Genomic DNA, 23,933 nt, shown 5'->3' with positions numbered 1-23,933 from the left:
ACAACGTTTTCGGTGGCCGGTACGGACTTTCCGAAAATGTATCCGCCGTGTATCCGGTGCGGCTACGATCCGGACGTGACCATGGACTCGTCCGGTTCGAGACCGCGGCGCCTGCTCGGCACCGCGGTGCGCGGCCGTGCCGCGGTGGTCGTGTTGCTCGTGTCCTGCGTCGCGGTGGTGTGCATGGCCCTCACCGGCAACGTGCCGCTGCCGCCGGGCCTTCAGTTCATCCAGATCGGTCACTGGGTCTACAACACCGCGTCCCAGTCCGCCTACCATGTGGACGGTGCCACCGGTCAGGTGGACGCGCGGGCGAGCGTGCCCGGAGCCGCGCAGGGCAGCCAGGTGACGCAGGGAGATCGCTCCGGTTACGTCGTCGAACGGTCCAGGATCACTGAGTTCAGCAAGTCGACGCTCAGTGTGGAGAACAGCGCGGTGCCGCCGGCCACCGAGGAACCGGTCGTGCTGGAGGTCACCGGTGGGCCGTACCTCGTCTACCGCAATGCCGGGCAGATCGTCCGGCTGGGCGATTCGACGGCCGCCGTCGCGGCGGGCGGGCCGGTGTCCGATCCCGTCGCGACTTCCGATGGGACGGTGTGGATTCACCGCATCGACAATGGCGCGATCTGCGAGCTGCCGAAGGACGCGATCCTGCTGTCGTGTTCGGCGCGGTTGCCGCAGGGCCACGACGGAGCGCTGTCCCGTGTCGACGACCAGCCGGTCGTGATCGACACGACCGCACGCTCGTTGAGCCCCGTCGGCAAGGATGGGCTCGGCGACGCGGCCGACATCGGCGTCGAACTGCGCCCCACGGTCCAGATCGCGAACAGCACCGTCGACGGGCGGCTTGCCGTCGCCGATCCCGACCGGAGCCAGTTGCATCTCATCGACGCCTCCGGGCTGCTGAAGGACAGCCCGGTCGCCAAGCCCGTCTCGGTCGGCCTGCCCGCCGGGAGCCGGTTCGGGGGGCCGGTCGCCACGGCGCACACCGTGGTGCTGGTGGACCAGACCCGGAACGACGTGCTCACCTACGACAGCAGCGGCGCGCTGAAGAGCACGAAGAAGATTCCCGGCCCGGGTGGTGCGTCGAAGCCCGCCGCCGGTCAGGACGGGCGGATCTACGTCGACAACCCGGACGGCTCGCACGTACTGGTGGTCGACGGCAAGAACGGTTCCACCGCCGACGTGGATGTCGATGCGCAGTCCCATCGAACGCCGATCAGCGTGCCGAACCCGGGGCCGCAGCCGGAGATCCAGCAACAGGCGCCACCGCCCGCCGGCCCGCAGACCAACACCGCGTCCGCGACGGTGCCGGGCGCGCCGAGGGACGTCAGCGCGATCGTCGGCGGCGCCGGTTCGGTGAACGTGTCGTGGTCGGCCGCGCCGAGCAACGGAGCGCGAATCACCGGATACGTCGTCTCCTGGCCAGGTGGTTCGACCAGGGTCGAGGGATCGTCGGGGGGCACCACGGTGACCGGTCTGACCAGCGGAAGGTCCTACGTGATCAGCGTGGCCGCGGAGAACTCGGCGGGCCGCGGGCCCGCCGCCAGCGCCAGATCGGTCACGCTCGGCCAGGCCGCGGACGCGCCGGTCGTGACCGCGAACGCCAGTCAGGGCCAGGTGTCGGTGTCGTGGACGGCGCCCGCCCTGCACGGCGCGAACCTGGTGAACTACCAGGTGTCCGTTTCCGGTCAGGGCACTCGCTCGGTTTCCGGCACGTCCACCACGTTCACCGGGCTGACCGGCACCGTCACCGTGACCGTCCGCGCGATCACCAAGTACGACGCGGGCGCGCAGCTTACCGGCGCCCCCGGCACGCGGCAGGTCACGATCCCGGCCGGGCCGCCCACCGTGAAGATCGTCAAAGTGCACGGCCAATCGCAGGGCGGCAACCTGGTGGTCACCCTCGACGCCAACGCGAACGGCGCGGCCTCGACCTGCATGGCGACCTTCATCAGCGTCAACTCCGCCTGGGTGCCGTGCAACGGCACCACCACCATCACGTTCTCCAATGCGTTCTGGGCGGGTTCGGTGCCGGTCAAGGCGACCATCAAGAACTCGGAGGGCACCGGCACGGACAGCTGGTCGGGCGACCCGTCGGCGGGCTTCGTGTTCCTGCTCTTCCCGACCACGTTGCTGGCCGGTGCCCGCTCGAAACGTCTGTGGAAAAGCAAGAAAGGCGAGTCGTGACTCTGACGCCGAAAGCGGCCTACGACCTCATTGCCGACAACGTGCAGACCGTGCTGCGCGGCCAGGCGGACACCGTGCGGCTGGCCGTCGCGGCGCTGTTCGCCGAGGGGCACCTGCTGATCGAGGACGTGCCCGGGGTCGGGAAAACCACCCTGGCCCGGTGTATCGCGGCCAGTATCGGCGGCAAGTGGAGCCGGATCCAGTTCACACCGGACCTGCTGCCCGGCGACATCACCGGCGTGATGGTGTATCACCAGGCCGCCGAGCAGTTCCAGTTCCACCCGGGTGGGATCTTCGCGAACGTCGTGCTGGCCGACGAGATCAACCGGGGCACGCCCAAGACGCAGGCCGCGCTGCTGGAGGTGATGGCCGAGCACCGGGTGACGGTCGACTCGGTCAGCCAGGACGTGCCGCGGCCCTTTTTCGTTGTGGCGACGCAGAATCCGATCGAGATGGAGGGCACCTACCGGCTTCCGGAGGCACAGCTGGACCGCTTCCTGATGCGGCTTTCGGTCGGGTATCCCGAGCATGACGCCGAGGTGCTGGTGGTGATGGGCGACTGCGCCGGGATCACCCCGGACGAACTGCGGCCGGTGCTCGACATCGCGGCCGTGGAGCAGGTCATCGCCCAGGTACGCAAATCCCATCTGGGGCCGGAAATCGTGTCGTACGCGGTCCGGCTGGCCGCGGCGAGCCGGACGCATCCGGCGGTCCGGTACGGGGCGAGCCCCCGTGGCAGCATCGCGTTGATCCGCGCGGCGCAGGCGCTGGCCGCCACGCACGGGCGTGCGTTCGTGACGCCGGATGATGTGAAGGATGTGGCTCATCCGGTGCTCGGGCATCGTCTTGTGCTGACCCCCGAGGCGGAGCTGAACCAGCGGCAGGCCCGTGAGGTGGTGGACGAGCTGCTGGCCGACACCGCGGCGCCGATCGTCGCGAGTGGACGGTAGGCGTGCGGCTCACCCGCCGCGGCGTGACTGTTGTCGTCAGCGCGGTTTGTTGTTACCTGGCCGGGGAACTGGCCGGGTACATGCTTTTCCGGGCCGTCGCCGGGGTCGCCGTCGGGGCGGTGGTCGTGGCGGTGGTGGCGACGGTCGTCCGGCCGAAGGTGGAGATCGACCGGTCGGTGCGGCCGGACCGGATCGAGCGGGGCACCGCGGCACTCGCGACGTTGGTGGTGCGCAACGAAACGTCCCGGCGGCAGGGCGGTTTCACCGCGGATGACCGGGTGGGGGCGGAGACGCGCAAGGTCTGGGTGCGCCCGCTCGCGCCCGGCGCGGAGGCTACCTACCACTACGAGTTGCCGACGTTCCGGCGTGGGCGGCTTCAGGCAGGACCGTTGGTACTGAACCGTTTCGACCCCTTCGGCCTTGCCCGGGGCGACCGGACCGTGGGCAGTGTCGCCTTGCTGTGGGTGTATCCGCGACTGCATCCGGCGCGCCCGGTGCGTGCCGGACATCCGCGGCACCACCATGACGGGCCGGTCACCGATCCACCGTTGCGTGGTTCGGCGGACCTACGGGAAGTCCGCCAGTATGTGATCGGGGACGAGGTTCGGTATCTCCACTGGAAGGCGACGGCCCGGACCGGCCAGTTGATGGTGCGCGACTATGCCGATCCCGCGCAGCCTCGCTTCACGATGGTGCTCGATACCCGCCCTGGTGCGATGAGTGCGGCCGTGTTCGAGGAAGCCGTCGAGGTGGCGGCGTCGTTGTTGTACGCCTCGGCGATGGCGGGTCAGCATTGCCGCCTGATCACCCCGGCCGGCCTGGACACCCCGGTGGACAGCGGTTTGCGGGTGGTCCGAACGCTGCTCGACGAACTGTGTCTGGTGGCGCAGGACGCCGCCGACGACGCACCCTTGGTGCCCGTGGTCCAGGTGACCGCCGCCCGCCCGGGCGGGGTGCTGGCCATGATCACCGGCCCGGACGCCGAGGTGGGCGTGGCCGGCCGATGGCGCCCGGACATGGTCATCCGGTTGGGTGTGCCCCCATCGTCGGCGTTGGGGCGGATCGGTGCCCCGGATGCCGCCGGTGCGATGGCGGCGTGGAATGCCTTGGGGGCCAGGTGATCGGCGAACTTCGCCAGGTTGACACGCGACTGGGGGCCGTGGTCGCGGCGGCCGCGGTTGTGGGGGAGGCCGGATGAGCGACCGTTCGCCTAGCGCCGTGTCGCCGGCCGGTCCGAACCGCCCGGCGGTGGCCGGGCTGCTCGCCGCCATCGCCGTCGCGGGACTGCTCTTCGCCCCGGTGTTCGGCTTGGTGCCCCTTCTCGTCCCCGTCCTCGTGGCCGTACTCGCCGGATACGGCTGGACCGAGTTGTCCGCACGATGGCCGGGTCTGTCACCGTGGCGGCCGATTCTGGTGGCATTGACCGGTTTGCTCGGGCTGACCGAGGCGGTGTTGTTCCCGACCACGGTGGCCGGGTTGCCCACGGTGGCGACGCTGCGGGCACTGGAAAGCGGATTGACCGAGAGCTGGCTGCTCACCCTCCAGTCCACCCTGCCTGCCAGGCCGGAGGCCGAACAGCTGCTGTTCGTCCCGCTGGCGGTGCTACTCGGCGTAGTAATCGGCCTGGAACTGTTGCTGCGCTTGCGAAAACCGCTCATCTCGCTCCTGCCGAGTCTGGCCATCGCCGCTCTTTCCCAGGCATACCAAGCACTGTCCGGCGTCACCGCCCTCCTGGCCGCGGTCGCGTACCTGGCCCCGGCGGGCCTGCTGCTGTGGGCCGAGCGCACGATCCGGCCGTCCGTCCGGCCGCGGCGGCCGACCGGTGCCGGTGTCCTGCTCGCGGTGCTCACGGTGATCGCGGTCGTGGCCGGAGCCGGCGCGCTCGGCAGCCTCGACCCGGCCGGGCGTGAGCCCTACCGCCTGTCGGACAGCCACCCCGCGCCGCCACCGCAAGACCGGCTCACCAATCCGCTGGACGAGATCGGCGCGCGGTTGAGCGATCCTGGCGAAGAGGTGTTCCGCTACCGCAGCGACGCCGAGGTCGGCCGGTGGCGGCTGATCGCGCTGGCCGGATTCGACGGTGTGAACTGGACGGCGGACACGCGGTTGCGGCGCATGGGCACCCGGCTCGACGGTGTCGCGGGTGCCGCCGAGAGCACCGCGGACGTGCGGGTGCACGACCTGGCCGGGCCGTGGCTGCCGAGTCAGGCGAACCCGGTCGCCGTGGACGGCGTGGCCCCGCTGGTGGACCAGTTCGCGGGCACGCTGCTGATGGACCGGCCGGCGGCCCCGGGCTACCGGCTGACCTGGTCGGCGCCCGAGGTCGATCCCGCGCGGCTCGCCACCGCGCCGGTCGACACGCAGGCGGTCGGCGGGCTCGGAGATCTTGGTGTCGTGCCGGCGCGCATCAGCGCGCTGGCCGCCGACGCGCTGCACGGCCTGCGCCCGACTTTCCAGGCGGCGCTGCAACTCGAGCGGTACCTGAGCGAGCATTACCAGGTCGCGGTGGGAGATGACCTGCCGATCGGGCATGGATGGCCGCAGTTGCAAGAGTTTCTGCTGGACACGAAGCGCGGGACCAGTGAGCAGTTCGCAGCGGCGTACGTGGCGCTGGCGCGGATCGCCGGCATCCCGGCGCGGCTCGTGGTCGGCTACCATGGCTCGACCGAGGTCCAGGATGGCTACCACGTCGTTCGAAACCGGGATGTGGCCGCGTGGCCGGAGGTCGCGATCACGGGATTCGGCTGGGTGCCGTTGGACCCGATGCGGAACGCGGCACAGGCGGGTCAGGCGCAGTCAGGCCTCGCGAAGGCGGCCGCACAGGCTCGGGCGCAACTGCCGCCGGAGAACCAGCTACGTCCGCCTGCCGTGCCGCCGGACGGCCGGGATGACGCGGCCGGTGCGGCGACGAATGTGGGTTCGTGGCTCTGGTGGACGGCCGGTGCCGTGATCGCGGCGTTGATCGTGGCCAGGCTGGCGGGTGTTCCGCTGGCGAAGGCGGTCCGCGCGCGCCGTCGTCGAAGGCGGCACGGGGTGCTGGGCGCGTGGGCGGAGGTCCGGGACAGACTGCGCGCGCACGGTGTGCCGTACCGGATCGGCATGACGCCGCGGGACCTGGCGGATTCGGCTCACGCCATCCTGGGCGGGCGGATTCGGGAGCCGATGGGCCGGCTGGCGCAGACGCTGGATGCCGCGTTGTGGTCTGGTGCTCCGGTGCCCGACGGTGCGGCGGGGTATGCGTGGGAGGCGGTCCGGGCCGTGCGCCGGAGTCTCGCCGGGCGTCCGTTGGGCGCCCGGTTGCGGGCGGCGCTGGAGGCCCGGACCTTGCGGCGGCGCTGAATCCTTGCCCGGGCGGGTTCGGATCAGGGGTTGCAGCGGCTGCCGCGAATCGGGACCGGGTCGGTCGTGTAGATGTGCGCGCCGTCGGTGGCGCGGATCTGGAAGCAGTACCCGCGTGCCGGGTCGACGTTGACCGTCATGGTGTGGCGGCGGTTGGCGACCAACGTCATCGGGTCGAGTCGTTCGCCCGCGACGACCACGGTGAAGTCGAGGTCGCCGTCGGCGGTCCAGTTCAGCTGGATCCGCGTGCCCAGGTCGGTCGGCGGGGCCAGCACGAGATGCGCGTCCGCGGGCGTCGTCGATGCCGGGCCGGGCCAGGACGACACCGGCGCCTGCGGCATCGCCGCCGCGGGTACGCCTGGCCCGCCGGACGAGTCGTTCTGCGTGAGGATGATCGGCACGACGATGAGCCCCGCGATCGCGGCACCGAGACCCACCAGGATGGCGGGCCGCCGGCCGGTCCGTGCGTGTTTGTCCTTAGTGGACGATTCCGTCCCGCCGACGGAGTAGACGAGGGTGCGCCCGGAAGGCGCGGTGGCCGGGGTCGGCGTGATGATCGGGGCGGTCGTGGTGGCCACGGCGGGTATGGGTGCCGTCGGTGGCATCGGTTCCGTGGATCGGCTCGGTTGCGCCGGGATTTGCTGAGCTGGTTGGACCGATTGCCTGGGCTGAGCCGGCTGCTCGGGTGGGACTGGTTCCGTGGGGTCGACCGATCGCGCCGATCGCACTGGCTGTGCGGGCACGGTTTGTCGCGGGTGCTGGGCCGGCCAAGACCGCATCGCATGCCCTGACCACGGTCGCCCCGGCCACACTGGCCAAGGCTGCTGTCCCGGCCCCGCCGCGGCCCCCGGGCCGGCAGATCCCGCCACGGCCTGGCCGGCGAAGTCGTCGAACTCGACTTCTTCCCGGGACCCGGCACCGGTGACCATCCGGTACATCCGGCCCAGCGTCCTCGCCACGGCCGCCGCGTCCTGGGGGCGGTCCGCCGGGTCCTTGGCCAGCAATTGACTGACCATTTCGGACAGTCCGCTCGGGACGCCGGGCACCGCCAAGGCCGGTACCGGATCTCGCAGGACCTGAAGGATTCGCTCACCCGGCAGCCGGCCGGTTCGCTTCGGGAACGGGGGCGCGCCCGTCAACGCCGCATACAGGACCGCGCCAAGCCCGTACAAATCCGCCGCCTCGGACAACGTGTCATCGCGCAGCTTCTCCGGCGCCGCGTATTCCACGGCGTGCATCGGATCCGGCGGGAAACGTCGGCGCAGTGCCTGCCCGAAGTCACTCACGACCAGCTCGCCGGAGGCGCGATAAAGGACGTTGTGCGGTGTGACCCCACCATGCACCACGCCCGCCTCGTGCGCCCCGGCCAGTGCGGTCGCCACCGTCCAGCCGACAGCCAGCGCATACGCTGCCGGCATCGGCTTCCCCAGCAGCCCCGCCACCGACCCCCGGCACAGCTCCATCCGCACCGCGGACTGGCCTTCCGGGGCCTCGATCACCTCGTCGACCGCCAACACCGAACGTGGCGACCGCACCGTACCCAGCGCCTTCCGTTCCCGGGCCAGCGTAGTCGCGGTCTCGCGGTCGAACCCGCCCGGGAAGACCTTCACCGCGACCTCGGAGCCATTCACCCACCCTGAGTAGACCGTCGCGACCGGCCCCTCGCCGAGCAGCTTCAAGCCACTGCTCTCGATGCTCATGCCCCCATTCTCCAGCAGAACCGCCCGGCACACCCCAAGAACGTGCCGCACGGCAGGTTCCTGCCTCCAGGGCCCGGCGACCCGCCGCGGCGCCGAACCTGGTTCCATGCAGACAGTCGGCCTGATCAGGATCACGATCGCCGCTCCGAAGCGACGAATCGACATGGCATTGCCCGAGCACGCGAGCCTCGCCGAACTGCTGCCCGGCCTGCTGGCCCGCGCCGGTGAAGGCCTGGCGGACGAGGGCGTCCCCGGCGGCGGCTGGCAGTTGCGCCGGCCCGACGGGACCCCCTTCGACCTCGGCCGCACGCTCGCCGCGCACCGCGTCCGGGACGGTGAAATCCTCCACCTTGCCGGCGCACGCACCAACTGGCCCGAGCCCGAGTACGACGACATCGTCGACGCGATCGCCACCGGTGCCACCCACACCGGCCAGGCCTGGGGCCCGCGGCATACCCGGCTCGCGAGCCTGGCCGTCGGCGCCACGACGATCCTGCTCGGCTTGATCCCGATACCGTCCGCCGGGCCCCCGTGGCCCGCGGCGGCCTCGTGGGCGCTCGGCGTCGCCGGAATACTCCTGATCGCGGGGGTCGTGCTGGCTCGCGCGGTCGGCGACGCCGAAGCGGGCGCGGTCGTCGCCGCGCCCGCGTTGCCCTTCGCCTTCGCCGGCGGGGGTCTCGTGCTCGCCGGCGGCCACGCGCTGACCGACCTGTCGGCCGGGCACCTCATCCTCGCGGGCGTCGCGCTGTCGGCGGCCGCGCTGGTCGGCTATCTCGGCGTCGTCGCCGCGCAGACCCTGTTCGCCGGTGCCGCCACCGCGGGTCTGCTCGCCGTGCTCGGCGGAGTCCTCGCGGGGGCCGCGGGTCTGCCAGGCCATCAGGCCGCGGGAGTGGTTGCCGCAGCGGTGCTGGTGCTGTCCATCGGGTTCGCGCCGCTGGCGTTGCGGCTGGGCAGGGTGCCGATGCCGGTGCTGCCGCGCTCGACGAACGATCTGGTCCGGAACGATCCACAGCCACCGATCGACCGGGTCCACGCCGCGGTCGCCAGAGCGGACGGACTGCTCACCGGCATGCTCGCCGGGGCGTCCGCGGTCGTGATGTGCTCCGAGGTGCTGCTGACTCGTGACGGCGGTGGAGGCCCGATGACCCTCGTGGCGGTCCTCTCCGCCGGATTTCTCTTGAGGGCCAGGCTGTATCCGACGTTGCGGCAACGAATTCCGCTGCTCGTGGACGGCATCTTCGGTGCGGCCTGCCTGGTCGTGGGCATGGTCGGCGCGATGCCACTGGTGTCGGTGGGCGCGCTGCTGCTTGCCGTGGCGGCGGGCGTCATCGCGTCGGGAGTTCTGCTCGGCGGTCGCGCCGCGAACCCCTATCTCGGCCGGATCGCCGAGTACTCCGAGATTCTGCTGATGGCGGCGGTCGTCCCCGTGGCGTGCTGGGTGCTGGGTCTGTACGGCCTCGTGCGCGGGCTGGGGGGCTGAAGAGATGGCGTCGAAGCGTGACCAGCTCCAGGCGTACCAGTTCCTTGTCCAGCGCGCGATCTCGGCGTTGGTGACCAGGGAGACCGACCCGGAACAGCCACCGTTCCGGCGTCCGGCCGGCGCGGCGTTCGTCAGCATCGCGCTGGCCATCGTGTCGCTGGCGTGCGTCGGCGTGTACGGCATGATTGTGCCTGGCGGCAACAACTCCTGGCGTACGCAACCGGGAGTGATCGTCGAGAAGGAGACCGGAACCCAGTACGTCTACCTCAACGACAAGCTCTATCCGGTCACGAACTACGCTTCCGCCTTGCTGGTGCTCGGCGACTACCAGTCCACTGTGGAGGTTTCGCGGAACTCGCTCGCCGGGGTGCCGAGGGGGCCGCGAATCGGCATTCCGGACGCGCCGGACGCGTTGCCCGCGGCGGACAAGCTGCTGACCGGGTCGTGGTCGCTGTGCTCGATGCCCGCCAGTGACGAGTCGGGGACCGAGATCGAGCAGTCGGTGCTGATGTCGGGTGCGGAACCGGCGGGTGGCCGAGGTCTCGGCGACCAGGCGTTGCTGGTGGAGCTGGTGTCCAATGGGGACCGCTACGTGATCTGGCGCGGGTACCGGCACAAGATCAACGACTACGGCACGGTCGGAACCGGGCTCGCGTTGACCGCCGAACCGTGGGCACGGGTGGACCAGGCGTGGCTGGACGTGCTACCGGAGGGCGCCCCGATCGGGCCGGTCGCGGTGGCGCAGGCGGGGCAGCCGTCCGTGGCCGTGCCGGGGCGGACGGACATCCTGACCGGGTCGCTGCTGGTAGTCCAGACCTCAGGTGACGGGCAGCAGTATTACGTCGCCGAGCACGACGCGTTGCGGCCGATCACCGAGTTGCAGTACGAAATCCAGTTGGCGTACGCACAGGTCGCGCAGGCCGCGTATCCGGGCGGCGTGCCCAAGGCGGCTCGGCTGGCCCCCGTGCTGGCGGCGGCCGCCCGGCAACTCGATCCCGTCGCGGCCGCCGCGGACGCGGCGCCTTCGACCCGGCCATCGATCGTTCCGTTGGCGGACCGGGAAGTCACCGCGTGCGCGACCTTCGATCCGGGCAGCGCGACGCCCCGGCTCGTGCTCGGCGCGACGATGCCTCCGGCGGGCGCGTGGTCGACGACGACCGGGCGATCGGCCGTGGGAACCCCGCTGGCCGACCGGATCTACGTGCCGCCGGGGCGGGCCGCGCTGGTGTCTGCCCTGCCGTCGGCCGGGGCATCGTCCGGGACCTTGACGCTGGTGACCGACATGGGACGGCGTTATCCGCTGGCGTCGCCGGATGTGCTGAAGATGTTCGGGTACTCGGCCGCCACACCGGTTCGGTTGCCGGGCGGGCTGGTCGCACGGGTTCCGGAGGGTGCTGGGCTGGATCCGGCGGCCGCGCAGCGGGTGGTGTCCTGAAACTTCAGAGCACTTCCCTCGGGTACCGGCTTTCCCAGTCCTTGGCGTAGCGGTCGTCCTGTAGCGGCGGGTTGGCGGAGAAGTGCCGGAAACCGTCGTCGGCCACCGTCTTTACCAGGTCTCGGAGCTCCAGCCGCCGGAGCCACGCCGCGGGCAGGCCGGAGACTCCGCTACGGGCGCCCAGCACGGCTCCGGCGATGGCGCCCGTGATCGCGCTGTGGCCGGAGTGGATGACGGCGGAGTACAGAGTCCAATGTGGATCGTGGAACCGCCGGGTGACCGCGACCATGGCGCGCCCCAGTGCGTCCAGGGCGGTGCCGCCGGTGCCGATCGAGTCCAGTTCCTCGTGATCGGGACGGGTCAGGTCCAGCCTGGTGCGGGCGGCGTTGGCAAGCGCGCCGGCGACCCGGCCGGACACGGCTTCCGTGGCGAGCAGCCGCTGGATGTGGATATACGGGGGATACATCGAGCTTTCTCGCCGGAACAGGTGCGCGAACAAGATCGCCACTGCCGCGGTGGCATCGGCCGTGTCGCGATTCGCGCCCAGGCCCGCTGCCAGGAGCCTGCCGACCCGGGCGGCAGTGTCCGGAGTCGTGTCCGGGCCACCGCCGGAAAGGGCGGCCGCCAGGCCCGGGATCAGGAGGCTGACGTCGTCCGCCGACGGTGTCCACAGTGGAGGCCGTCCGCTCAGGTCCGCGACCTTGGCGAGCCAGCCTTCGTCACGATCTCGCCAGCGTCGCAGGGAGCGGACGCCGGTCGTCATCAGCGCCGAGGTCACCGGGGCGGGGAGCGCACGCAGCAGGCCCTCGGTATGGAACAGCAACTGCTCCGTCAACGGACCCGGCCTGCCGATCGTGAGGCCGCTGTCCAGGCGCTCCTCGATTTCCTTCGCACTCGAAGTATCCACCGCGCGCCCAAGAGCCTCGCCCATCGCGAAGCCTACGAAGGCTCCCGTGATCCGGTGCCACTCGAAGTCGACGCCGTCCGCGTCCCGGCGGAGCGACTTTCCGGGCGGGCGTTCCGGGGAGACTTCGACCACCGGGTCCGACGGACGGAAATCGGGCCACGACGCTCGTGCCGTGGCCAGTTCCCCGGCGCTGACCCGGTCCGACGGGAAGGAATCCGGGTTGATCAGCAGGCCGACGTCCGGGTTGAAGTCCATAAAGGACAGGACATCGGTGCGCAGCCATTTCGCCGTGCCTGCCGGCAGGCGGCGTCGTGAGCTGTAAACCACTCCCTCCGGCGACCGGTCTTCCGCGTCCAGTGGTAGGAGTACTTCCGCGGACAGCAAGCCGGCGAGGTAGGAAGAGCGGTCGTAGCGACCGGTTTTCAGGCAACTCAACAGGTAGTCGAGCGGCGTGTCGATGGCCGGGTAGCCCAGGCGTTCCGGGCCCGGCCGGTATTCCGGATTTGCCCGGATCTCTTCCGCCGACGTGCCGTCCACATACTTTTGCCATCCCATCACGGCCGTGATCGGGACTCCGAGATAGGCGACGCCACTGTTTTCGAACTCCGGCTCCAGGATTTCCCGCCAGTCCTCCTCGCCTGCCGCGGGTACCGGCACGCTCGGCCGCGTGCCGTCCGGGCTGAGATCCGGCCTGCGCAGGGCGCCGTCCTCGCGCACGATCAAGGCCGGCCTGGGTACCAGCGGGTCCTTCGGGGAGTCGTAGGGCACATACCATCCTTCGGGCACCCGCAGCACCTGCTCGTGGTCGACCAGGAACCCCTGCTCACCGGCCGGCAGCCACCGCTCGACCGCCGCGATCGCGTCCCGCGCTTCCATTATTTCTCCTTGCCCTGGCCCTCGTCGCCCGAGAAATGGGGGTTCCAGATGTGGGAAATCACCACGCCGGTCCGTCTGTCGATCACGAGGCAGTTCCTGATATAGCGGACGTCGATGCTGTGCACGAAGGCCACCTCCGCCTCGATGGGGTCACCCAGGCCCATGTTCGTCACGTCGACTCCGCCCGGGGCGTAGATCTCGTACACGTAGGAAACGCCGTCTCCCAGTTCGCGCATGGCCCTGGTGATCGCGTGCTGGAGGTCGCGGGTCGTCGCGACCAGTCCACCTCGGACATCGGAAAGATGTTGCGCCAGACCGATCCTCGTGCCCTGCCCGGTGAACCCCAGCTTGCCGTTGAAGATCGCCTCCGGAGGACGGTCGTCGTGCCGGAACAACGGGTCGCGGTCCGTACGCCACACCAGCGCGCGCCGGTTGTATCCCAGCATCAGAGCCTGCTCGACGTAAGCCCGGTCGACCCTGGTGCCCTCCCGGACGTGGCCGAGCGGGTCGTTCCAGTTTGTTCCGCCGGGCTCGGGGGCCTTGTCCTGCCAGGGCGTCGCGCGGGGGAACCGCGAGTCGCGGCCCCAGGGCGTGCCGCCCTGACCACGGTTCTCGTCCGGCCCTTGCGGGTGCGGTCCCTGACGCATTGGCGGCCGGAATGCGCGGCGCGGGCCTGGCAGCGAGATTCTCACCCCGCGCGCCTCGTCCACCCCGGCCACGAACGGGTCATGCGCCACGTCGCGTACACCCGGAGTCCGCACTGGTCCCGGTGACCGCCGGATCGCCGGTTCGGCGACCGGCGGCGGCTCCGGGGCGGAGTGCCTCCGCAGATCCACGCCGGGCGAAACCGGCTGCGAGGCGGGAGGTTCCGGCGGCTGGAACAGCATTCCCTTCGGCGGATCGTAGTCTCTCGGGGACCCGTACCACGGCAGGAAAGCGTCGGTGTAATGCAACACGGAAATCCGGACCCGGTGTTCCGGCAGGCGCATCAACCCGCCGCGCAACCGGTCGTAGAACGCGACGCCGTACCGCTCGTAGGCCACGTATCCCAGGTGGTGCTGTTCCACCCCGTCCGCCGTGCTGGTGACCACGTGCATGAGGGCCCGGGCGCCGACCTCCCGCTCGACCATCCTTCTGATGACCTGGTCGTACGAATCGGCGTAGTCGTCGAACCATTTACCGCCGAACCAGTAGGCCAGATACCGCTCGTCGACCGTGCCGTCGGCGCGCCAAGCCGTCCCGTAGACCCCGGGGTTCGGCCGGGCGTAGTCCGGATGCGTCTCCCGGAGGAACTTCGCCTGCGCGGCGCGGGACGCGGTCTCGGCGTCGATGGCGGGCCAGCTGTGCAGCCTGGTCGACTTCGCCAGCTTCGACCAGCCGCGGATCCCGAACACCGGGGGCCGCTGAACCGCCTGCGGCGGGTTCGCCTGGCCGCCTCGCGCTTCGGGCAACGGCGGCAAGGCCGGCATTCCCATCGACTTGAGGAAAGGTGATTGCCTCACCACGTCGTAGAAAGCACGTCCTCGCTCACCCTCGTAGACCGTCGTCCGTTCACGCTCCGGGAGCTGTGCCAGCCCGTCGGGTGGCGGCTCGATGTCCTTCATGGATTTGAGGGCAGCCAGATCGACCGGCAGTAGATAGATCTCCTCGGGATGATCCGGCAGTTTCGTCGCGTATTCCGACTGTGGGTCGACGAAAATCGGTATTCCCGTCTTCTCACTCACGACGACGGCGCTGACGTGCCGGACCTGTTGTCCCTGGCGCCCCCGTGAAATCACCGCCAGCACGGCCATCGCACCCCGCCGGCCGGCCATGGCGGCGATGACGCTGTCATAGCCGGAGTGGTTCTGCCAGACCCCGCCCAGATCTCGCCAGAGTTCCGTCAGGGTCGACCGTTCCGGCGTGGCCGACGTGTCCCAGCCGGCCTGCCGGTAGCAGAAGGCGCTTGTGGCGGGCACACAGTTCCACAGATATCCGTTGATCCCGGCCGTCAGCGAGCCGTGCTTCGGGTTGGTCGCGCGCAGCCGCGGGACCTCTTCTTCGAGGAAGGGGACGAGATAGGCCGGATCGGCGCTGCGGGCGGTGACGAAGTCCACGGTGGACAGTGGCGATTCGCCGGACGGGAGCACATCCGGATAGGCGGGGGCGGGCCAGCCTGCGAACGCGGCGTCGAGTCGCGCCTGCTCGAAGAGTTCCTTGCCGAACTTCTTCGCCTTGGTGAGACTGTCGGCGAGATAGCCGGACCCCAGCACGGTCGGCGACGGCTTCAGTTCTTCGGCGAGCTTGTCCATCTTCAGTTGTGCCGGAGTCCGGAAACTCAGGTCCGGGAGATCGGCACTGTCGTCATCGAGGCGGGTGAACCGCATCGGGTCGCTGGCGGCCTTGTATTCCTCGACGAGGTCGTTCAGTTCGCGAATCGCCTCCACCGCCAGCCGGGCGGCCCGGGGACGGCCCTGCTCGAAGGGCAGTAGCAGCCGCGCCAGCGCTCCGCCGATCCCTTCCACGGGTTGGTGCCGCAGGAGTGAGTTCACCTGCCGGCCGAGATGGCCCTCCCCGGCGATGTAGTACCACCGCAGCACCATCCTGACGTGATCGGCGAGTTGGTCGTCGGTCGACTGGATGGTCAACAGGCCGGCTATCCGGCCGATGAGCTGGCGGTCCCGATCGAAGCCGTGGTGCCATAACACGTCGTGGAGCCGTTGGTTGAGACCGCCTTCGTGCGTGTCCTCGTAGTGCCGCAGCGCGGCCTCGAGCTCCCGGACGACGGGGAGGTCCGCGGATTCGTGTTGCCAGAGCACCTTCCGGACCTGTTGCGCGAGGTCTCCTTCGCCGGTTCGCAGGTAATCGCTGATCAGCGTCGACAACTGGCCTGCGAAAACACCGTCGCCGTTACTTTCGTATTGCCGCATCAGGTTTTCCACTCGATCCGCGACGCGCGGCAGTTCGTCCTCGAGCAGCGTTCGACGGCGTTCCAGCGTCGGGCGGAAACCCCAGAGGTGCAGCTCGCTGCCGACGGCCTGACGCAAGGACTCCACCTGCGCCCGGACCCGCTGGGTCCACTCTCCGGACAGCAACTGCTCGTCGGTGAAGCTGACGGGCTCCAGTTCGGTCAAGGGGGTGACGGCGGGCAGCGTCGGCAGTTCGTTCGCAGTGACGAAACGGGAGATCCTCTCCGCCAGGCCCTCGGGCAGATTCTCGCCGTATTTCTCCCGATAGAAGCCCATGCCGGAGTCGAGTATCTGCTGGAGGACACGACGGTTTGCCGCGGCATGCCGGTCACCCTTGTCCTCGACGGGCGACGCGCTGCGATCGTCGACGAGAATTTCCCGGGTCCGGTGGAACGGTCTGCCGATCGCGGCGAGAACACCCGCCACCCCGGCCGCGATTCCGCCCAGCCAATAGTATTCCGGTAGGCCGATCGCCCAACTGGGCACCGTGGTGACGACGCCCGCGACCACCGATTTGACACTGAGGTATTTCCAGTAGGACCAGCGCGATGCCGACGCCTTCCGGGAAACCGCGTCCGGCAGCCGGGGCGGGTTGGCCCTGACGTTGTGGAACAACCGGTCCAGTTCCGGCGGCAGCGGCCCGAAGGGAGGGAACCCCGCGTTCGGTTCCGCGTTCTCGTTGGTGGCCACGATGCGCAGCGCTTGAACGATGATGTCGCGCAGTAACTGGTCCCGGTCCCGGGTCTTCCCCGGGAGCTGGGCCTCACGCTCGGCGCGGAGCTGCATGGCCAGTCGCCGGAGCTTGGCGTTCACCTCCCGCACCGCCAGCCGGTTTTCCGCCCAGGCCGAGGCGCTGCCCGCCAACGCCAGCCGCACCAGGTCGAAGGCCACCACCGTGGCGTGCAGGTTGAAATGGTCCAGTATCACCCTGACCGGCTTGAGTCCCGACGGTGACCTCGCCAGTTTGATCGGATCGGGGACGTAGGGCACATAACTGGAGGAAGCGGCGAGCCGTCCGAGAATCGGTTCTTTCACGTCGTAGTCCGCACCGGGGCGTTCGACCGCACCGGGTATCAGTTCGGTCATCGCGGTGTCCGGCCACGGGTCGTGTTCGAAGTGCCTTTCGATGACGGCGAACGCCTGCTCGATCTGGCGGTACAAGTCGGCGATCTCGTCGATGTCGTAGCTGTTGAGCTGCCGCCGGAGATCATCGTGTTGTTCCAGCTCAGCGCCCTTGCGCGACCGCCTGCTCATCCCTTCGGTCAGCGGCCGCAGGCTACCCGTGGCCAGGGCCACGAACAGCAGGCTCAGCGCGGACAGGGGAGCGATGCCCAGTGGCCAGCCCACCACGAGCGCGGCCGCCAGACCTGCCGCGGGCGGTACCGTGAACCGGCGGTACCGCGTCACCAGGCTCGGTGCGATGTCCGGCTGTTCGCCCTGTAGCTGGGCCTTCGTCGGCACGTCCGCGCCGTGCTCGGGCGGCTGGCCGAGCTGCTCCTGCCGCCACCTGTTGGCGGCGTCGGCCAGCGCCCGGCCCTTGTCGATCGCGGCGCGAATTTCCAGCCATTTCTTGGCTTTCGCCGCCTGGGCGTCGCTGGCGATGTCGTAGCCCCTGGCCATCGACGCGCCGGTCACGGTCGCCGCCAGGCCGTAGACGAGGTAGGCGATGCCGTTGCCGGGATGGTGGGCCGCGGCGCCGCCGATGGTGAGTGCGATACCCATCGCGAGCGTGGCCGGGTACTCGTTGAAAAGGGTGGTCGCGATGGTGAACCAGGACGGCAGATACGCGGTATCGGACCTGGTGACGGCGTATTTGTCGGTCACGGCCGCGGCGTAGGAATCGAGTGAGGCCACTCGGTAGGCGTACTCCGGCAGTTGCTTTTCCAGCCCGGCCTTTTCGAGGAGGCCGCGTAGCTGCGAGATCAGGTGCTGCCGCCGCAGTGGCCGCCGGCCTGGGGTCGCGGCGATGCGGTCGCCGAGTAGTTCGATCCTGGACTGGTGAGCGCGGTCGATCGGCCCCTGCGGCAGACTGTCCACATCGGTCTGCCGATGGAGCGTGTGTGCGTGGGGATCATCGGTCGCCGTGGTGAAATACCTCGTCCCGTAGGCGATCTGGGCGCCGAGGACTTCCTCGATGTCCCGTGGCCGCATCCGCGACGGGAGATAGCCGGACAAAAGCTGAGTGCCCGGATTGACCGAAACGCCCGTCGATTCGAGCGTGACGTCCGGTAACGCGTGGAACTTCGCGGTAAAAATCTTCGTGTCGCCTTGGAAGACGTCGTATCGGAGATCCGGACCGACAGGGACGAACTTCACCCCGGCCCGCGAGCCTGCCTTGTCGATGTGCTCACGCACCGCCGCTTCGACCGCCGAGGTGTGGTTGAAACGGCGTGCGGTGGTGACCATCGGAATGCGGTATTCGATTTCCGCCGCCGGATTCCGGATCGGCCATCGGGTGGGCCGGAAACCCGCGAGCGCTTTCGCGGGCCGGTACCGGTTCGCCGTGATCAGCGCACTGTCGGCGGCCGTCGCCGCGTCACGCGCTTCGGGTGGCAGATTCATCCGGATCCGGGTGCCGTACCCGGCGAGCGCGCGCATGCGGACGTCGCTGTGCGGCTGGTCCTCCGCGAGGCCGAGATACGACAGCAGCCGCTGCATGTGTTTGGTCAGCCGCCGCCGGTCGCGCCGGGGGGCCCGCTCGATTTCCCTGCCCAGCGCGACGATTTGGGCGACGTAGCCCAGGTCTGTCGGCGAGAGTTCGAGCGTGTCCCCGGGGAAGATGTCGTGGGCGAGGTGCTGCTCGTCGAAATTCGCCGGGGTGTTGCGGGCGTGGAGAGTCGCCATGGCGCGGCCGGCGGCTATCGCGTGCGCCATCGGGAGGACCGCGGTGTCCGGCAGCAGCCAGTCGGGCAGGCGGAGAACGACGTGCGGCACGGGAAGGTCCGCGCCGGCTTCGAGATAGACCTGGAAAGTGATGGGTTGCGCTTCGCCGTGGCCGAAATTCGGGACGTGGATGACCTGGAAGACGAACGGCACGCCGGTCCCGTCGAGGACCACCGCGTCGTCGGAGGGCAGCGGGAACGGGACCTTCTCGACGATGCGCACATCGGCCGCGGCTGCCGCCGCGGCCAGCACTGAACGAGCGATGTCCTCGGCGGTCTGCTTTTGGCGAGCGCCTCGGACGGTGCTGAGGTTGGTGTGGACCGCCAGGGAACCGATGAGCGGGGGTGTCGACTTCGCCAGCGAGCGCGGGCGGGGCAAGGACGGGGTTTCGAAGCCTGTCGCGGGTTGTTCCCCGGCGGTGTTCCGTTGCTCCGGTGGCTCGGTTTTCGCGGGCGGTAGGTGTTCCCGGTATACGGCCAGCGCCTTGTCGGCCGCCCAGTCGGCGAGTTCCCGCGCGGACGGTGGCTCGAACGGGCCCATCGCGTTCGCGGTCATTTTGGTCAGCAGGTTTTCTTTTGCCGCAAGCGTTTCGAAGCTCGGCTGCCCGTCGGTGCGGAGCACTGGTACCGCGTCGAAACCGGTGGCCAGCAATTGCCAGGACAGTCGCGTCAGCGACTCCCGGTCCCCGGATGTGCCTTCGCCGGTAAGGATGAGGAACCGCCGGTTTGTGTCGGTCGCGGGGATCGAGTCCTGGTAGCGCTGGATTTCGCCGAGGAACTCCTGGAGTTCACGGTTGTCCGGTCGTGCCACGACGATCCGGTACCCTGGACCTTTCGCGGCGGCACTGGAGACGGGGAACTCCAGCAGGTTTTCCGTCCGCCGGGGGGCGCCGAAACGCCCGGGGAGCCACAGGGAGCGCAGCGCGGTGTCGTCCAGCGCCAGCAAGGCCACCGCCGCGGCCGCGGCCACTTCCTCGTCGGGGCTGTCGAGCAGGCGCGTGAGCGTGTTCGTGTCGGCGGTGGAGAGCCGATCCGGTACCGCCAGGTGGCTTGCTGTCGCCAGCAGGCCCTTGACGTCTTCAAGGCGGCCGACCGCGGCCAGTGCGTTCACTTCTTCGCGAAGCTCGTCGTCCATGTGGAGCAGCGAGATCCGGGGCGTGGTGGCCGGGCGGTGCCGGGAGCGGTTGCTGTACAACACGGCCGCGGCGCCGGGCAACCGGGTGGCGAGTCCGGTCAGGTCGGGCTCGTCCGGCCCTTGCCATTCGCGACTGAATATTACGTAGGGCTTTTCGGCGTCGTTTCCTGCCAAATACTTCTGGGCGAGGCGCAGCGCCGCGCCCCTGCCCGCCTCGTCGGGGCGGTACATGGGAATGATCACGGCTGTTTTGACGCGGCCGCCGGGAAGTTCGAAGGTGAACTCGGCGACTCCGTCGATGGTCTTGCGCGGGGGGAGCTGGGTCCGGTCCCGGAAATTCGTCGCCTGAGGGAAGCCGAGTTCGACCTGCTGCTCGGTGCCGGCCTGGCCGAGCGCGATGATGAAACCTGTTTCGGGGTAGGCCGTGGACAGGTATTCATCGTTCTTTTGCCTTGCCACTTCATGGAGCAACGCGACCATTTCCGAGGACGGCAGATGCCGGCGATATTCCTCTCCGACCTGTTGGGGCAGCGAGGGCAGGAGCGCCGAGACGCGGTGGCGCATTTCGTCGGACAGCGGGAACTGTACGGGGGAACGGAAGAAATCGGCCAGGGCGCGCAGGGTCTTGATGTCGTCGGCGAGGTTGAGCAGCTTGAGGACGAGGTTGTTCGCGAAATACCACTCGGCGAGATCTCCGTAGCGTGGCTGGATTCCGGTGGACCCGTTGGGACCGAGGCTGCCGCGTTTCCGGGCTCGCGGTGCCTGACGGCCGTTGAGTTCGGCCAGGCGGTCGCTGATGGCCGGACGGTCTTCCTCGCGCTCGTCGGCGAGGAAGCGAAGTTTCTCGGCGAGGCTCGCGTACGGGGTGATGTACGTGTGGTCGCGAACTGTGCGGGCGCGGTCGAAGATCGCCTTGTCGGTAAGCCATTCGAGGATGCGGGTGGCGGTGACCCCGGTGACCAGGACGAGTGCCCAGAGGTCGGTGAGCTCGGCGTCGCTGAGCTGCGTGCGGACCGCGCCGGGCAGATCGAAGAGCGGGTTCTCGTCGGGGGCGGGTACCGGTGGCGTCGGCGGTTCCTGCCCGGGGTAGTCCTGCCGCATCGGAACGGTTTCGGTCCATTCGCGGACCGGCGGCTGGAGCGGCGCGTCGGCGGGGTAGCCGTGGTGGAGTGGGGTGACTACCGGCCCTTCGTGCCCGGGCCGGGGGTATTCGACCTCCGGTGTGGTGAGCGGACGTGGGACCTCGGGTGTGGTGTGCGGCGGGAGAATGAACGGCAGGCCGCGGCGCGGATCGTCGTCCGGCCAGGGAAAGTCCCCAGGCAACTGGCGAACCGGGGTGAAGGCGGAGGCCGGCGCAGGAGCCGCGCCGGGAGTGTCTGTTCGCGTCGGTGCCGGATCGCCGACGCGGGTCGGCGCGGGGTCTCCTACCCGGGCGGGCGGCGGGTCTCCCACGCGAGTCGGCGCCGGGTCTCCGACCCGGAGTGGCGCCGGATCGCCGACCGGCGTTCGTACCGGGTCGCCGACGCGAGGGGGACCGCTCAGCGCGGCGTGCGCCGCTGCTTGGCCGGTGATGGCCTGGGGCAGGCGTTCGGCCTGGCCGGGTTTCGCGGGCGGTGTCTCCGGTGTCCGGGGTTCGACTCGTGCGGCGGGCTGTGCCTCCGGTACTGCGGGTGACGCGATGGGAGGCGACGGCGTCGTGTTCTGACCGGGATTTTTCTTGGTGGAGCCTGGATCGGCGGTGGTCGGCCGGGTGGGCTCACGGTCCGCCAGAGCGGGGTTGTCGCTGGTGTCGCCCGCGTCGACGCGCCTGGCGGTTGCCTCCGGGGAGAGCGGAGGTTGCTGCTCGATCAGGGGGTCGAGCACGCGGATGGCGCGGCCGTCGGTGGTAAGGATGTGGGTGGCGCCCTGGTTGATGACCTCGAGGTCCGTCAGGTGTTGCCGGACCGCCTTGCCCTCGTCCTCCGGATCCAGCGACGCGACGGTCCCGCCGCGTCGCTGTTCGGCCGCGGCCGTTGACGGCCCCTGGGGTCCCGCCGGCCGATCCGGGGAGCCGACAGGGCCGCGTGGGGGGACGGTTTGGCCGCTGTTGCCGGGGACAGGGGACCGGCCGCCGCGGTGCGGCCCACCGCCCTGAGCAGGACCGCCCTGGGGACCATCATCACGTGGACCGCCATCGAGTGGGCCGCCACTGCGCGGACTGTCATTGCGTGGACCGCCGCCGCGTGGGCCGGTGTCGCGTGGACCGCCATCGCGTGGACCGCCATCGCGTGGGCCCCCATCCCGGGGACCGTCGTCGCGTGAGCCGTCACCGCGCGGACCGCCCGGTGAGTCGTCGTTCCGGGAGCCGCCGCGTGGGTTGCCGTCCTGGGGGCCGGGTGGGCCGGCGCTGTGGCCGGCCGAGGTGTCGCCTGGCTCAGGACCGCCGTTCGCGGCTGCCGGTTCGCCGCCTGCCGCCAGTGCCTGGCCCTTGGGGGATTCCTGGGCCTGGGGCTCTGTCGCGGTGGGGGCCGGCTTTTCCGGTGGCGAGGGCTCGCTCGTGCCCTTGCCGGGCTGCTCACCGTTTTTCACGGCGTCCGGTTTGGACTCCGCCGTGCCTGGCTTCGACGCTTGCGGCTGCGTGCTTGGCTTCGAGGTGTCCCCAGTGGACGCTTGCCGTGGCGGCTGCTCGCCACCCGTCGGCTTCGCCGTGGTGTGCGCCGAAGTCGAGTTTTCGGAAACTCCACTGTGGACAGATCCGTCGGCCGATGCCGGGGGAGTTGCCTGTTGCGCCATGGCCGGGGCGGTGCCGCCTGCCTGGTCGCTGGTGCCCGCGGCCACCTCGTGTCCGGGATCGGAGCCGGTCGCGGAGCCGGAATTCGCGCTGTCTGCGGGGTTTCCCAGATGCGTGGCGTCGGCGGCCCGCGTGCCTGTCTGGTCGGCGGCGGCGCCGTCCTGCTGACCGGCGAGCGGCGATCCCGCGCCGGTCTCCGCGTGTGCCCGCTCGGCGGACCCCGCGACACTTCCGGCGGAATCGGCCGATCCGGCGGGCCTTGCCGACTCGGCCGCGGTGTGAGGGTCACCGCCTGACGGGTGGGCGTCGCCGCCGGACGGCGGATTGCCGCCGCCGTGGGGTTTGATCAGGTCCGACAGAGTGTTCGGCGGCTTGCCGGAGAAGTGCGATGCCAGGTCGGCTCCACCATGGACGGCCGCCGCGCCGAGGCCGCCCGCGCCCGCTCCCGCGATCGCCCCGCCGACCGGGTCATCGCGGTCGACGATCGCACCGGTCACGGCGCCGGTGACGGTCATCCCGACCGTGTTGCCGATCTGGCCGGGCACCCGATCCGGTATCCGCGGGATGTTGCCGGCCACCCGCGTCACGTCTTCGGCGACCCACCGTCCGGCAGCCTGGTAGACGCTGTGTGCGACGGCGCCCGCGATGGCGCCGTTCCGCGCGGCATCTCCCACCTTGCCCCAGTCGAGGGGGCCATAACCCCGCAGGTTGCTCCATTCCTGACCGGCGAGATTGCCGAGGCCACCGGTAGCCGAGCCGACCGCCGCGCTCAGGCCGCCCTGCACCCCGAACCTGGCCAGGGCGCTCAACTCGTCGACCCATTTGGCGAACTGCGCCATTCTCGCCGCGATCATGAGACCGAAACGGGACGCGAAGAAGGCTTCGCCCGCGGGGCCCGCCAACGCGAAGGACAAGGCGAACAGCCCGACATTGATGGCGACGTCCGCGATGATCTCCCCCTTGATGTCGGAGATCTTTTTGGCGTAGTCGCGGCAAAATGCGGCCAGTTTGTGGGACTGATCGGCCAGCGCCTGGATTCCGCCGGTTCCGTCGGTTCCCCCGAGGAGGTTGTGGATGGATTCCCGGGCGGAGAGCCCGCCCAGATCCTGCCACGCGTGGCGAAGCTCGTTGAGCTGGGCGTTGCCGTCGTCGACCACCTTCTTCAGCGCGTTGCCGAGCGAATCCCAGGCGTCGGCCAGCTTCCCCGCATCCCCCTCGCTGTCCCGCGGCCAGACCGCGTCGATGCCCCAGATCTTCTTGACCCGGACGAAAAGCTCGTCGCCCGGCTCCGGAATATCGCCAGGGTCGGGCATGCCGTTGT

9 protein-coding genes are annotated in these 23,933 nt (G+C 69.9%); 6 read left to right on the top strand and 3 right to left on the bottom strand.

Annotated features, from left to right (window positions below):
* Positions 1-81: 81 nt before the first annotated feature.
* From ACFSXZ_RS00120 to ACFSXZ_RS00105, 4 genes are all read left to right on the top strand, one after another.
* Complete coding sequence (locus ACFSXZ_RS00120) at positions 82-2,190, top strand: fibronectin type III domain-containing protein (protein WP_378259998.1); 2,109 nt, start codon at positions 82-84, stop codon at positions 2,188-2,190.
* On the top strand, positions 2,187-3,140 hold the full coding sequence (locus tag ACFSXZ_RS00115) for an AAA family ATPase (RefSeq protein ID WP_378259889.1): 954 nt from the start codon (positions 2,187-2,189) through the stop codon (positions 3,138-3,140). The genes ACFSXZ_RS00120 and ACFSXZ_RS00115 overlap by 4 nt, the downstream gene beginning before the upstream one ends.
* Positions 3,141-3,163: 23 nt before the next feature.
* Positions 3,164-4,261, top strand: coding sequence for a DUF58 domain-containing protein (locus ACFSXZ_RS00110; protein ID WP_449224263.1), 1,098 nt, complete (start codon positions 3,164-3,166; stop codon positions 4,259-4,261).
* 73 nt (positions 4,262-4,334) lie between these two features.
* Positions 4,335-6,479, top strand: coding sequence for a transglutaminase TgpA family protein (locus tag ACFSXZ_RS00105; RefSeq protein ID WP_378259885.1), 2,145 nt, complete (start codon positions 4,335-4,337; stop codon positions 6,477-6,479).
* Positions 6,480-6,502: 23 nt separating this feature from the next.
* Here ACFSXZ_RS00105 and ACFSXZ_RS00100 read toward each other — a convergent pair whose 3' ends face one another.
* Entirely contained in the window at positions 6,503-8,179 is a 1,677-nt protein-coding gene (locus ACFSXZ_RS00100; protein ID WP_378259883.1) for a serine/threonine-protein kinase, read from the bottom strand.
* Positions 8,180-8,285: 106 nt separating this feature from the next.
* Between ACFSXZ_RS00100 and eccD the strand changes: the two genes are divergently transcribed.
* Complete coding sequence (gene eccD / locus ACFSXZ_RS00095; RefSeq protein ID WP_378259881.1) at positions 8,286-9,659, top strand: type VII secretion integral membrane protein EccD; 1,374 nt, start codon at positions 8,286-8,288, stop codon at positions 9,657-9,659.
* Between the two features lie 4 nt (positions 9,660-9,663).
* On the top strand, positions 9,664-11,094 hold the full coding sequence (eccB, locus tag ACFSXZ_RS00090) for a type VII secretion protein EccB (RefSeq protein ID WP_378259879.1): 1,431 nt from the start codon (positions 9,664-9,666) through the stop codon (positions 11,092-11,094).
* Between the two features lie 4 nt (positions 11,095-11,098).
* On the opposite strand, the gene ACFSXZ_RS00085 is transcribed toward eccB, so the two are convergent.
* Both ACFSXZ_RS00085 and ACFSXZ_RS00080 read right to left on the bottom strand, forming a co-directional pair.
* On the bottom strand, positions 11,099-12,877 hold the full coding sequence (locus tag ACFSXZ_RS00085; RefSeq protein WP_378259877.1) for an ADP-ribosylglycohydrolase family protein: 1,779 nt from the start codon (positions 12,875-12,877) through the stop codon (positions 11,099-11,101).
* On the bottom strand, positions 12,877-23,925 hold the full coding sequence (locus ACFSXZ_RS00080; protein WP_378259875.1) for a WXG100-like domain-containing protein: 11,049 nt from the start codon (positions 23,923-23,925) through the stop codon (positions 12,877-12,879). The genes ACFSXZ_RS00085 and ACFSXZ_RS00080 overlap by 1 nt, the downstream gene beginning before the upstream one ends.
* Positions 23,926-23,933 lie beyond the last annotated feature (8 nt).

Source organism: Amycolatopsis pigmentata, from assembly GCF_042684065.1.
Classification (GTDB): domain Bacteria; phylum Actinomycetota; class Actinomycetes; order Mycobacteriales; family Pseudonocardiaceae; genus Amycolatopsis_E; species Amycolatopsis_E pigmentata.
This window is presented reverse-complemented; position numbering and strand designations above follow the sequence as displayed.

Coding starts and splice junctions, on each gene's coding strand:
- ACFSXZ_RS00120 (WP_378259998.1), top strand. CDS start 82: ATGGACTCGTCCGGTTCGAGACCGCGGCGCCTGCTCGGCACCGCGGTG.
- ACFSXZ_RS00105 (WP_378259885.1), top strand. CDS start 4,335: ATGAGCGACCGTTCGCCTAGCGCCGTGTCGCCGGCCGGTCCGAACCGC.
- ACFSXZ_RS00100 (WP_378259883.1), bottom strand. CDS start 8,179: ATGAGCATCGAGAGCAGTGGCTTGAAGCTGCTCGGCGAGGGGCCGGTC.
- eccD (WP_378259881.1), top strand. CDS start 8,286: ATGCAGACAGTCGGCCTGATCAGGATCACGATCGCCGCTCCGAAGCGA.
- eccB (WP_378259879.1), top strand. CDS start 9,664: ATGGCGTCGAAGCGTGACCAGCTCCAGGCGTACCAGTTCCTTGTCCAG.
- ACFSXZ_RS00085 (WP_378259877.1), bottom strand. CDS start 12,877: ATGGAAGCGCGGGACGCGATCGCGGCGGTCGAGCGGTGGCTGCCGGCC.
- ACFSXZ_RS00080 (WP_378259875.1), bottom strand. CDS start 23,925: ATGCCCGACCCTGGCGATATTCCGGAGCCGGGCGACGAGCTTTTCGTC.